The sequence below is a fragment of the Aminobacterium sp. genome (assembly GCF_034926885.1).
Taxonomy (GTDB): domain Bacteria; phylum Synergistota; class Synergistia; order Synergistales; family Aminobacteriaceae; genus Aminobacterium.
The window spans coordinates 1-12188 of sequence record NZ_JAYFQR010000011.1; the positions used below are offsets into that span (position 1 = coordinate 1).

A 12188-nucleotide genomic window follows, 5' to 3' on the forward strand; every position below is an offset into this window, starting at 1 on the left:
AGGAAGAGAAATGGACGGAAAAACACCAAAAGAAAAAATATACGAGCTCTCTTTAGCCAGTTCAAAAGCCGCAACTTCCATTCCGCCACTACTATTGGACAGGGTGAGCCCATTTATCTTTGAATTGGCGGGAGCCAATCATACGGACTGGGATTCCCGCCATTCACTTTATCACGTTATCAGGAAGCAAACTATGGCCCCTTACATTTCATACTATGCCCCCTTTTTTTATATTATATCAAAAAGAAACATTGGTGTCTATTATAGTATATAAAAAACAATTATAATTCGATTATCAAATAACAAAGGGGGATTTTAAATGGATATATTCACTATAGCAATCTGGATAGGAACAATTATTTTTCTTATTTTTTCTCTGTCAAAAAACAAAGAAAAAACAAAAATGGCACTAAAAATGGCATTTGGTATGGGCAAAAATATGATTTTTAGTATATTGTCAATTATTTTACTAATAGGTCTTGTTTTGGCATTACTTCCACCTGAACAAATTGCCGTATATGTTGAAAATCAAAATATTTTTATCGCTACTGTCGCATCTGCAATATTTGGAACAATTACTCTCATTCCGGCTTTTATAGCATTTCCTCTTGTAGGCACACTTGTTGATGCAGGTGTTGGAGTTGTCCCTTCTGTTGCTTTCTTAACAACATTAACTATGGTTGGGGCGCTTCATAGAACGTATACAGTCTTCATTATATAATATAGAATCAGCCATAACTCATTTCCTCTGCTTTATATTTTGTTAGTAGTACTTATGACCGATTGTCGAGTTCAACCTCAACAATCTCACTCAACTGGCAATTTAACTCATTACAAATGCGCACTAGTACATCAAGAGAAACGTATTCATTTTTACGCATCTTAGAAAAAGTACTAGGGGCAATGCCAGTGGCAAGATGCAAATCCGATACACATAACTCTTCATCTATCAGTCTCTTCCAGAGTTTTTTATAGTTAACTCCCATTTTGCACCTCTCGTTTACATGGTAAAGTCATACGACTATTAATTATATCACAATTATTTCGAGTTTTAAATATTAATTTTGATTTCTCGAATGATTTTTGTAAAAGTCAAAATAGAGTCTTGTACATTTAATGCCTAGTTGTTTATATATCTATCCTGTCTCCTCAACCCTAGTAAAAAATCTAATCTGTCAACTCAACCCAACTCACTTTTTTACAGTCGATATGTTTCCTCAATAAATAAAAATAAGGATTCTCAAGGTTAAAAGGCGCCGCCAGATGTTGGGCAGAAAATCCTCCAATCTTGAAAATCCTTTATTTATTAATGTTTTGAGTAATCCTATTTCTCTACACTTGACATCAAGACAACACACTCCACGTGAACGGTCTGCGGAAACATGTCAAAGGGTTGAAGCTTTTCCAATTTATAACCGCCGGAATGAAGCAGAGCAACATCCCTTGCCAACGTCGCGGGGTTACAGGCTACGTAAAGGACCTTCTCTGGTTTCCATTCTAAAATCTGCTGAATAACTTTAGGGTCACAGCCACTTCGTGGAGGATCAAGGATTACAGTGTTAAAGTTTTGTTTTAAATTCGAAACGATATCTTCAGCTTTACCCTCGTAGGCAATAATATTAGAAAATTTATTTAATGCAGCATTCTTCTTTGTAGCCTCCACAGCACTTGGCCATTCCTCAATCGTAGTTAATCTCTTGAATTTTGGAGCTAAAAAAAGTGACATTGCCCCAACACCTGAATAAAGCTCCAAAGCTTCATTTTCTTCTTCTTTTTCTAAACAATCTGAGCAGAATGCAAAAAGCTGTGCAGCTTGATAACTGTTTACTTGGAAAAAAGCTGTTCCATCATAATGAATTTCTCGAGAATTCAAAATTTCTTTAAGCTCTCCCTGCCCATAAAGGATTCGAGAGTTTTGTCCTAAAATAGTGTTTCCTACTTTTGCATTTTCATTTTCTATAACGCCAACAAACGTTGCATCAGGTACTACAAAATTTTGCCACAATTGAGAAATCCTCTTGATTTCGGAATCAGACAAATGTTTCCGAACAACGTAACAAGCAAGAAGTTCACGAGAAAAGCTGCCGCACCTAAAAATAATATGACGTAAAATACCTGAATGCTTCTTTTCGTTATACCCATCTATATTCAATTTTTGTAAGGAATGTACAAAACGGCCATACATTTGGTTTAAAGCTGGCTCTAAAATAGGGCAAGCGTCTATAGGAATCAGGGAATGACTTCTTCGTTTAAAAAATCCTACTTCGTTCTTTCCTGAGCTGTTCTTTCGAACAGGAAAAGAAGCCTTATTACGATATCCCCACTCTTTGGGACTTGGAATACAAGAAGAAATAACATCTTCCACCGAGATATGGGCAATACGAGAAAACGCTTCTTTTACAATCTGAGTTTTTAGTTCAAGTTGCATTGAATAAGAACAATGTTGTAGCTGACACCCTCCGCACTCCCCGTACCATGGACAACGTGGAGATGTTCTCTGAGAATGTGGTTTCAAAATATTTTGAAGTTCGGTAACGGCGTAATGTTTCTTTTTTAAAATAACTCTTGCTTCAACTTCTTCCCCTGGCAACGCTCCAGGAACAAAGAAGACAAAGCCATCCCCTTCACGCCTTGCAATACCACTTCCATCACTACTTAAAGTATCAATCTTAAGACATACGCTTTCTTTCAAAAAAAGGTCATCCTTCCCCAAGAGTTTCACTCATATTATCATAGGCTCTTTATAGAACAAACAAACCTAAGAGGTTGAAATCTCCCCAGCCTTCTTCAGTGCCTGCTTAGCAATAATTGGTCCCAAAAGTTCATAAACTACAGTAGACCCCAATATAATGTTGCGCAATTCACTTCCCATTCCAGGAAGCGCTTCTTCTGCCAGAAGTGATAAACCTATAGCAACTCCAGCTTGAGGGATGAGGGTAAAACCTAAATATTTTTGAACCTTTTCAGGCGTTCGGGCTATTCGCGCCCCAACGTATGCTCCCAATACTTTTCCTATAACGCGAAAAACAATATATCCTATCCCCAAAACACCAACTTTTCGTAACATTGAAAGCTGTAAATCTGCTCCAGATAATGTAAAAAACGCGACAAAGATCGGAGGTGTAAAACGATCAACAACAGAAAGAACTCTATCTCGAGCATAGACGACATTAGAGACAGTGGCTCCAATCATCATAGAAACAAAAAGAGAAGAAAGAGAAAATGTAGTCGCTAATCCTATACCTAAAAAAATGGACGCTATCGTTACACAGAGAAGAGCGTCTTCCCCCTTAACTCGGCCAGAAGCAAAAGATAGGAAAAGGCCTATACATAGCCCTAAAAGTAAGGAGAGGCTTACTTCACGTAAGATTCGCCCAACCACTGAAACAAGCGACACGACACTACCCGTTTGTATTAACGCTTCCGCAAAGGCAACAGAGATTCCGAACGTAAGAATAGCCACCGCATCATCCATGGCAACGACAGGAAGAAGGGTATCAACTAAAGGGCCTTTGGCTTTATATTGTCTTATAACAAGAATAGTTGCTGCAGGGGCAGTAGCTGCAGCAATAGAACCTAAAACCAAGCTAAAATGGAGCGTCTGTTTAAAAATGAAAAACATTGAAGCAGAAACAAACAAAACTGCTCCGAGCGACTCCATTAAAGTAATTCCAACGACAGATAGTCCTAACTTTCTAACATGTTTCAAATTAAATTCACTGCCTATACTATAGGCTATAAAACCAAGTGCAACTTCGGAAACAATAGAAAGAGAGGAAACAACATCTTTAGGCATTAATCTCCCTACAGAAGGACCTATTATGATTCCTGCCAATATATAGCCAGTCACATTTGGCAGTTTCATTTTTCTCACAATTTTGGACATGAGGATTCCTGCCAATATGACTATGGCAATATAGTACAAGACATGCACGAAGAATCGACTCTCCTTAGATATATATTTTTTATTGAATTACTACTCTAAATCTGGAAATTTACTTGGGGGAGCGAGGAACAAGTCCCTCGACGTGAGTTACTGGAATTGTAAATAAAATACCAACATCTGGTTTTGAAAGATCCTCTACAACTCTTTTAACTGCGTCTATTGCTGGTTGAACCTGTTCGTCGTCTAATACAACAAAGATCGTTTTATTATATGGATATTGGTCATTAATCAACATTTTTATAGAACCAAAAAGCGGAATTTTATCCACCTCTTCATGAAGAACACGAGCCATCCCCTTACTATCAATAATAGTTCCACCCTGCACTCCAATATCAAGAAATTCTTTAAAAAGACTTTCCACCTTATCAACCTTATTAAGGACTATAACTAGCATCTGCATGGCACACACTCCTTACAGTGTTATATTATTTCATACATCATACACTATAAATGAAAAGCCGACTTGACTTTAACAAGTCAGCCGGCCTTTCTGCTCGGAAACCAAGCTATTCTGCTTCTATCGAGGGGTGTGTTATTTACAAATGTAAGCTGTTTTTGAACATCTGGTAGCCTTCATCAAAGGCTTGAGAGTTCAATTCTTTAGTACCTGCCGGTACCTTCTCAAGAATGGCTTTTTTAACAGATTCTGGATGCACTACATTCTCAAGTTCAAGCACACGAGCCACAGCACCAAGGGCCACCATATTTGTTACAAGTTCTCTGCCCAGCTTTTCGCGTGCCGTACGCAAAATAGGCAAGTGATATATATAAGCATCGACCTGTGGAAAATCAGTAACAAAAGTATCGTCAAGAATGATTCTCCCTCCAGGAAGCGTATCAGAAGAAAATTCTTCACATGCCTGCTGCGTCAAAATAACCTGAAGGTTAGGTCGTGTAACTTTAGGATAATCTATCGGCTCTGTGGATATTACAACTTCTGCTTTAGACTTACCGCCTCTCGCTTCTGGACCATAAGACTGGGTCTGCACAACATAAAGTTTTTCCTCATGAAGAGCAGCTGCTTCTCCAGCTATTACCGCAGCCAAAATAATTCCTTGTCCGCCAGAACCAGCAAATCGAATTTCATACCTACTCATGATCCTTCCCCCTTACTCGTTCAATAAGAGAAAGGTACTGCTCTGTATATTCAGGAACATCCTTATTGACAAATTCACCAGTGACAATCTTCCCAACAAGCTCTTCGGGCGACATATTCTTTGCCTTCACAAGAGATACGCTGTTCTCTTTAAAGAAGTTAATATTATCAATTGGTGTTCTCCGTTTATTTCTTCGACCAAACTGTGTATGACAACTTGATACAATTTCTATAACCGAAAATCCTTTTTTCTTTATACCGTTAACAATATACTGCTCAGCTAACTTTGGATTTGCAATTGTGGCACGAGCTACATAAGAAGCTCCAGCACCTTCTGCTAAACGACAAATGTCAAAAGGAGGATCTATTGCTCCGTAAGGAGTCGTTGTTGCTAGAGCACCTTGGGGTGTCGTCGGAGAAGCCTGCCCACCAGTCATACCATAAATATTGTTGTTCATGACTATAGCTGTAATGTCAATATTTCGTCGGCAAGCATGAATGAAATGGTTTCCTCCAATAGCTGAACAATCTCCATCACCCATAACATCGACAACGGTAAGAGAAGGATTAGCTAATTTAATACCTGTTGCATATGCAAGCGAACGACCGTGGGTTGTGTGTACGGTGCAAGCATCAATATATCCAGGCATACGACTAGAACAGCCTATTCCAGAAGCTATGACAGTCTGGCTTTTCTTTTTATCAAGATCCACAAGCGCACGAAGCAGCGCATGCATAATGATTCCATGGCCACATCCAGGACACCAAATGTGAGGGAAAAACCGTGTTCGTAACCAACTCATTACTTCCTGACTTGGCATCTTAGGCCACCTCCTCTATAGCAGAGAGAATGTCTGAAGGTTGGAAGAGCTCGCCATTTACCAAGTTCTGAGGTACAACTTTAGCTTTTCCATGAACGGCTCTTTCTACTTCAAGAACCATCTGCCCACAATTTAACTCAGGAACAAGAATTGTTTTTGCTTTTCGAGCAAGACGCTCAATTTCTTTATCAGGGAAGGGCCAAAGAGTGATCGGTCTGAAATAGCCTACGTGAAGCCCTCTGCTACGAGCCTCTCGAACTGCTCTAAGACTTGATCTGGCCACACTTCCATAAGAGACGACGATAACATCAGCATCATCAACATTTTCAGTTTCATACTCTACGATATCATCTCTGAAGCGATCGACTTTCCTCATCAAACGAAGCATTTTATTCTCTATTTCGTCTGAATTATTCGTTGGGAAACCCCAATCGTTATGCGTTAATCCCGTTACATGCCATGTATAACCATCACCGAAAGAAGCCATGCACGGCAGATCATCCTGAGGATCTGGACGATAGGGAACAAATTTTTCAGGTACATCGACTGGACGTTTTCTATTCACTATAGGATACGAACCAACTTCAGGAAGAACAATTTTCTCTCTCATATGGCCTAATACTTCATCGCTCATGATGAGAACCGGCTGTCTAAAACGTTCAGCAGCATTGAAAGCTCTGATTGCTAACTCAAAGCATTCCTGAACGGAACATGGAGAATAACAAATAGTAGCGTGATCTCCATGAGTTCCCCAGCGAGCCTGCATAACATCCTGCTGGCTTATTTTTGTAGGAACTCCCGTTGAAGGGCCACCTCTCATAACATCAACAATGACTACAGGAATTTCTGCCATATAAGCAAGTCCTAAGTTTTCCTGTTTCAAAGAGAATCCCGGACCTGATGTTGCCGTTAAAGCTTTTTTCCCTGCGATAGAAGCCCCAATAATTGCCGCCATTCCTGCAATTTCGTCTTCCATCTGGATAAAACGGCCATTAAGACGAGGCAACTCTGTAGCCATAATTTCTGCTATTTCCGAGGAAGGGGTAATAGGATAACCAGCAAAAAAGCGGCAACCAGCAGCGAGAGCTCCATACGCTAACGCCTCATTTCCTTGCCAAAAACGAACCTCAGGCATCCTCTTTTCCCTCCTTTACAGTTACTGCAAAATCTGGGCAAGTATTTTCACACTGCCTACAACCAATACAATCTTCAATTCTTTCAACTTGAGCTTTGCGCTGCTCATTAAAACCTAAAACTTTTTTGGGGCATATATTAATGCACAATCCACATCCTTTGCACCATGCCCTATTAATTATTACTTCGTGTTTTTTGGGCAAAGCCGCCACCTCCCAAAGAGATAGGGAATTAAAAAACAAATAGTTGTTTTTTGAAAAACCCAGTATGCCAAGCATACTGTTTTCGGTTTTTTTATTCAAGCTCTTATTTGTTTTTCTCTTTTTTATCTTTTTTTATTTTTATGGTAAAAAAGATAAAAACTATTGATCTTTTAAGCGATTTATATAAGTCGCTTAAAAGATCAATTACTTATTTTTAATATTCTTTTGAAACGTCCCGAAATCTGGATCTCTTAAGTAAAGTGGCCTTACTTGTTCTGGAGACACTTCTCTAGCTTTATATTGAGTTCCTAAGTAAGCAAGAATTCCTCCTGAAACAATGCAATGAACAAGTGGATATTCCGGCGTTTCAGAAAAAAGTTCTGCAATTCTTTTCACATCATCACAAAGGCAACAAACATTATTATCCTGTTCGTTATGTAACCTGCTAATTTCACCCCGAATATCATCTATTTCGAAAAAGGAAGGATGAATAAGTTCTTTCTGCAAGCCGTCGTCTTCTCCACAATATGCCGCAGCATAAACACCACCGCGACCAGCCCAAACCAAAGGAACTGCTGTGATTCCAAATTTTGAAGCAGAATATGCCATTACTTCAAGGGTAGAAAGAGGAATAACCGGGATATCTAATCCCTTTGCTAATGCACAACCGTAAGCAATGCCTACTCTAACACCAGTAAAATAACCAGGACCAACAGTAAGAGCAACAGCAGAAATATCTTCTAAAACTATATTTTGCATAGTGAGCATATGCTCAACAAGTTCCGGTAGTTTTGAAGCCTGCTGTCTTCCTATATTCAAATTCATCTCTGACAAAATTACGCCATCTACGGCAAGCCCAAGATTTGTCCATCGAGTGCAACAATCTATTCCTAATATAATTTGGCTCATGATTTTGACTCCTCTAGCTCTTTATATAAAGCATGCAATTTCTGGCAGGCCTTTTCCCCTTTAGCTTCAAAAGATATCCGTCGAACATTTTCACTTACCCTATCAAAGAATAATATCCACGTATCTTCTGGGGGAAGGACATTTAATCGATCTGGCCATTCTATGACCATGACAAAACCATCATCAAGATACTCACTTAGACCAAGGTCATATTCTTCTCCCTTTTCAAGACGATATAAATCAACATGAGCAAGAGGAAGTCGCCCGTTATATTCGTTGATAAGAGTAAAGGATGGACTTCGTACTCCCCTGGCCCCCAATCCTTCTCCAAGCCCTCGTACAAGCATAGTTTTACCTGCGCCTAGATTCCCATAAAGAAGAATACTTAACCCCGGATAAACATGGTCCGACATGTATATACCAACTTGTTTCGTCTCTTCAGGGGATGCTGTCGTTATTTCCACCTTGTCCGCCTCTTTCTTTCTATTTTTTGCTTTTCCCTATAACATAAAAAAGGATAAGTGTTCCCGCTATTAATGACCCCATAACTAACAACGCAGAGCCCACAGGCCAATCTTTATGGAGCTGCTTCATTCCCAGCATCCAGAAAGCTGCCATAAGAAAGGCAATAAACGTCATGTGTAATCCCCGCATACGCGCTTTTTCGGTTTTCCTTTTCTCATCTTCCCAATCAACTTTTCGTCTTCTCATGTCCGCCTCTCAAGCCATGAAGGATTGAAGGAATTTCCATTGCTATTTCACGAGACAACAATCCATCAATACCTTGTTTTTGAGCAAGATTGCGACCTGCTCTTCCATGTACCCAGGCCCCTAAAGAAGCAGCATAAAGAGGCGAAAAATGTTGAGCTAAAAAGGTTCCCACAATTCCAGAGAGAACGTCTCCAGATCCAGGTATGGAAAGTTCGGGGCCTCCTTCTTGAACAACAATAGACTGACATTCTGTACAAATAACAGTTCCGTACCCTTTTAAGATAACTGTTCCCCATTCATTAGCAAGTTGTCTTGCTGCGTAAAGACGCGAAGAAGCTATATCTTTGGAAGAAATTTCAAGAAGCCTTGCAGCTTCACCTTCATGAGGAGTTAAAAGAACATCATCTCTTTTTTTGAGTGATGTCCTCAATTCTGCTAGCCAAAACAATCCGTCTCCATCTACAAGAAGAGGATGAGGCCAATTATTCCACATATATTCTATCAAAGCGCCACTCCAACGATCGCGCCCCAGCCCAGGGCCAACGACAGCAGCTGTTCCTCGATCTGCCCAGCAAAGAAGTTCTTCGAAATTTTCATGAGCCAAAGGTGTAAAAACGGCTTCTGGAACAAAAGAAGTCCCCTCATTGCACACTTCGTTACTACTTGCGACAATGACAATACCACAACCGCTCTTAAGGGCCCCTACCGCAGAAAGCAAAGGTGCTCCTCTGTAATGACGACTTCCACCCACTATAAGAAGTGTTCCCCTACCACCCTTATGAAGGGTGCATTTCCGTTTCGGCAAAAGATCAATGCTATCTTTTTCTTCCCAGATGCTAAGATTCGCCTTTGGGGGAAGAACAGAAGAAGGAGGAACTCCTATCGATACAACATCGACATAGCCCGTATGTGCCGCTGCTGGCATTACTCCCAGCCCCGTCTTCATGGCAAGCATAGTAATGGTAAGAGAAGCCGATACACAAGGAGAATAAATCTCTCCTGTCTCAGCATTAATGCCGCTTGGAATATCAATCGCAATAATATTTTCCTTATCCTCTAACAACGTTATGATTCGTGCAATTTCTCCTCTGGGATTTCCTCTACTCCCCGTTCCTAGAAGACAATCAAGAATTACATCATTTTCAGATATAGCCAATGTAATCTCTTCGCCTGTCATTGTATCTGAGCAGCGCATAGGAACATTGAGTTGCGCTAATATATCTAAATTAGTTCGCGCATCACCTTTAATCTTTTCTGGAGGTGCCGTTAAAATAACTGTTGGAGAAAACCCCCAACGCACAAGATGCCTAGCTATAACATAGCCATCCCCGCCGTTATTTCCAGGACCGGCAAGAACAAGAAATTTTTTGGCACGTGGAAAAAAGCGATGTGCAGAAATTGCAGCTTCCAATCCTGCATTTTCCATGAGAACTATTCCTGGTATTTTTAAATTTTCTATAGAAAGAATATCTGCTTTCCGAATTACATTTGGATCATATAGATATTTCACCTGAAACCACCTCCACAATAACAAAGGCGATAGCATAGTCACCATCATGAGAAAGACTAATATGTACCGTTACATTTTGTTCTTCAACCCATTGCTCTATTACAGGCGAAAAACATGGCACAGGAGCGGATGACGTGCGCTGAAGCCAAAATCCTTTAAAGATAACTTTAAAAAAATCAAGACCTGTAGCTTTAGCAAAAGCCTCTCGTGCCGCAAAAGATGCCGCAAGATGACGTGCAGGGTTCGCTTTAGACATGGCATAGTCATACTCAGCCTGATGAAAAACGCGCTTTAAAAGATGCTCGTTATAAAGTAATTTCTCCATTCGAGATATTCGACAAAGGTCAACACCGATTCCCTTGATCATAAAAGCCCTCCCCTTCTCTTGCTTCTTTTATACCACGCTATTTTAAAAAACACCTAATTGGCACAGAAATCTTTTGTGATAGGATACAATTTAGGGGAAAAGAAACTAAATATGCTGCATGAGGAGGGAAGAAACGATGAGACAGATCCTTTCTCAATCAACACTAGACCAATTAGTGCACCGAGCCGTTGAAAAAAAATATATTTACGGAGCTGTTTTTTACGTATCATCTGCTGATAAAAGTGTTGATTTAATAAGTGCCTCTGGAAATATGCACGAAGACAGCCCATATTTTATTGCGAGCATTAATAAGCTCTTTATATCCTCCATTATTCTAAAACTCGCTACAACAAAGACTTTGAATTTAAACGATAAAATTTCGAAATATCTCTCCGATGAAATTCTTCAAGGCTTACATGTTTACAGAGGGAAGGAGTATTCTTATACCCTTTCTATTGCTCATCTTATGTCTCAAACATCAGGACTTCCTTGTTACTTAATTGACAAGCAAAGCGATGGGAAGAAATTCATGGAAGAAATTGAAGCAGGAATTGACCAACAGTGGCCTATTAATAAAGTCATAAAAAAAGTAAAAGGGATGAAACCACATTTCCCACCTGGAGAAAAAAACCGAGCAAAATACACAGATACAAATCATCAAATTCTAGGGCTCATTATAGAAAATATTACAGGGGAACCTATACGTATCGTTTTAAAAACTTTATTTCGCGAATTAGGCCTCTCTCAAACCAAGGTATACGAAGAAGGTATAAGTGAGAAATTTATTCCTATCCGATATAAATCTAAAATAATGCACATCCCCATGTTTCTTAACTCTACACAAAACGACATTATTTCTACAGCAAGAGACCAAATGGCGTTTTTAAAAGCATTTTTCGACGGCTATTTTTATCCCAAAGAACACCTTTATGAATTAGAAAAATGGAATAAAATATTTTTCCCCTTTTACTATGGTGTAGGAATAGAAAAATTTTCTCTACCCCGTATTTTTTCTCCCTTCCATCCTGCTTCTGTAATGATAGGACATTGTGGGTCTACGGGCGCAGTAGCTTTTTATATCCCCAAAGAGCAACTGTATATTACAGGAACAATAAACCAGCAGGCAAAACCGAATGTAGCTTTTCAAACAATGATAGGAATCATACAGGCAACGAAAAAAGCCGTCCTCTAACGAAGACGGCTTAATTTCTCTAAAATGGTGGGTGGTAGAGGATTCGAACCTCTGACCTCTTCCGCGTCAAGGAAGCGTTCTTCCCCTGAACTAACCACCCGACGAAACGGTATTCTACAGGTCTTGGCCTGAAATGTCAATAACATAAAAGAGCTAAAATGTAGATGGGCCAGAGTTTCGTTCCGTTTACTTAGGTAAAGTGAAAGAGATAATGAAAAAGGCGGGCACCTCTCCTTTATACTGGTGTTGCTCAAACAACCAAAATAAAGGATATAGGAGGTAAACCCGCCATGACATCA

The 12188-nt window shown here is 39.7% G+C and carries 15 protein-coding genes, 1 tRNA gene and 1 pseudogene; 3 read left to right on the top strand and 14 right to left on the bottom strand.

What is annotated here, in order from left to right:
• Together VB083_RS05475 and VB083_RS05480 are read left to right on the top strand one after the other, a co-directional pair.
• Window positions 1-274, top strand: a pseudogene (locus VB083_RS05475) (integrase); the annotation flags it as partial.
• A gap of 45 nt (window positions 275-319) precedes the next feature.
• On the top strand, window positions 320-721 hold the full coding sequence (locus VB083_RS05480; RefSeq protein ID WP_213690767.1) for a hypothetical protein: 402 nt from the start codon (window positions 320-322) through the stop codon (window positions 719-721).
• Window positions 722-773: 52 nt separating this feature from the next.
• On the opposite strand, the gene VB083_RS05485 is transcribed toward VB083_RS05480, so the two are convergent.
• The 13 genes from VB083_RS05485 to acpS all read right to left on the bottom strand — a co-directional run bounded on the left by VB083_RS05485 (window position 774) and on the right by acpS (window position 10697).
• Entirely contained in the window at window positions 774-986 is a 213-nt protein-coding gene (locus VB083_RS05485; protein ID WP_046058007.1) for a helix-turn-helix domain-containing protein, read from the bottom strand.
• Between the two features lie 338 nt (window positions 987-1324).
• The gene (gene rlmD, locus VB083_RS05490) at window positions 1325-2692 is read right to left on the bottom strand and encodes a 23S rRNA (uracil(1939)-C(5))-methyltransferase RlmD (RefSeq protein ID WP_213690768.1); all 1368 of its coding nucleotides are present in this window, start codon (window positions 2690-2692) and stop codon (window positions 1325-1327) included.
• A gap of 66 nt (window positions 2693-2758) precedes the next feature.
• Window positions 2759-3934: a cation:proton antiporter gene (locus VB083_RS05495; protein WP_307879453.1), complete on the bottom strand. Its 1176-nt coding sequence runs from the start codon at window positions 3932-3934 to the stop codon at window positions 2759-2761.
• A gap of 61 nt (window positions 3935-3995) precedes the next feature.
• Window positions 3996-4346 carry a P-II family nitrogen regulator gene (locus VB083_RS05500; RefSeq protein ID WP_213690770.1) on the bottom strand — a complete coding sequence of 117 codons (351 nt, stop codon included), beginning with the start codon at window positions 4344-4346 and terminating at the stop codon, window positions 3996-3998.
• 136 nt (window positions 4347-4482) lie between these two features.
• Entirely contained in the window at window positions 4483-5043 is a 561-nt protein-coding gene (locus VB083_RS05505; RefSeq protein WP_307879454.1) for a 2-oxoacid:acceptor oxidoreductase family protein, read from the bottom strand.
• The gene (locus VB083_RS05510; RefSeq protein ID WP_213690771.1) at window positions 5036-5863 is read right to left on the bottom strand and encodes a 2-oxoacid:ferredoxin oxidoreductase subunit beta; all 828 of its coding nucleotides are present in this window, start codon (window positions 5861-5863) and stop codon (window positions 5036-5038) included. Before VB083_RS05510 ends, VB083_RS05505 begins: the two co-directional genes overlap by 8 nt.
• A gap of 1 nt (window position 5864) precedes the next feature.
• Window positions 5865-6998, bottom strand: coding sequence for a 2-oxoacid:acceptor oxidoreductase subunit alpha (locus VB083_RS05515; RefSeq protein ID WP_213690772.1), 1134 nt, complete (start codon window positions 6996-6998; stop codon window positions 5865-5867).
• The gene (locus tag VB083_RS05520; protein ID WP_213690787.1) at window positions 6991-7200 is read right to left on the bottom strand and encodes a 4Fe-4S dicluster domain-containing protein; all 210 of its coding nucleotides are present in this window, start codon (window positions 7198-7200) and stop codon (window positions 6991-6993) included. The genes VB083_RS05515 and VB083_RS05520 overlap by 8 nt, the downstream gene beginning before the upstream one ends.
• 204 nt (window positions 7201-7404) lie before the next feature.
• Window positions 7405-8109 (bottom strand): tRNA (adenosine(37)-N6)-threonylcarbamoyltransferase complex dimerization subunit type 1 TsaB, encoded by a 705-nt coding sequence (gene tsaB, locus VB083_RS05525; RefSeq protein ID WP_213690773.1) that lies wholly within the window; start codon window positions 8107-8109, stop codon window positions 7405-7407.
• Window positions 8106-8573, bottom strand: coding sequence for a tRNA (adenosine(37)-N6)-threonylcarbamoyltransferase complex ATPase subunit type 1 TsaE (gene tsaE, locus VB083_RS05530; protein WP_213701862.1), 468 nt, complete (start codon window positions 8571-8573; stop codon window positions 8106-8108). The genes tsaB and tsaE overlap by 4 nt, the downstream gene beginning before the upstream one ends.
• A 19-nt stretch (window positions 8574-8592) precedes the next feature.
• Window positions 8593-8820, bottom strand: a complete 228-nt coding sequence (locus tag VB083_RS05535) for a hypothetical protein (RefSeq protein ID WP_323401848.1) — start codon at window positions 8818-8820, stop codon at window positions 8593-8595.
• Window positions 8801-10330 (bottom strand): NAD(P)H-hydrate dehydratase, encoded by a 1530-nt coding sequence (locus tag VB083_RS05540; RefSeq protein WP_213701861.1) that lies wholly within the window; start codon window positions 10328-10330, stop codon window positions 8801-8803. Before VB083_RS05540 ends, VB083_RS05535 begins: the two co-directional genes overlap by 20 nt.
• Entirely contained in the window at window positions 10314-10697 is a 384-nt protein-coding gene (gene acpS, locus VB083_RS05545; RefSeq protein ID WP_213690777.1) for a holo-ACP synthase, read from the bottom strand. Before acpS ends, VB083_RS05540 begins: the two co-directional genes overlap by 17 nt.
• A gap of 136 nt (window positions 10698-10833) precedes the next feature.
• Between acpS and VB083_RS05550 the strand changes: the two genes are divergently transcribed.
• Window positions 10834-11889: a serine hydrolase domain-containing protein gene (locus VB083_RS05550; RefSeq protein ID WP_213690778.1), complete on the top strand. Its 1056-nt coding sequence runs from the start codon at window positions 10834-10836 to the stop codon at window positions 11887-11889.
• A 25-nt stretch (window positions 11890-11914) separates the two neighbouring features.
• Here the strand turns inward: VB083_RS05550 and VB083_RS05555 are convergent.
• Window positions 11915-11989 (bottom strand) — tRNA-Val (locus VB083_RS05555).
• Between the last annotated feature and the right edge of the window lie 199 nt (window positions 11990-12188).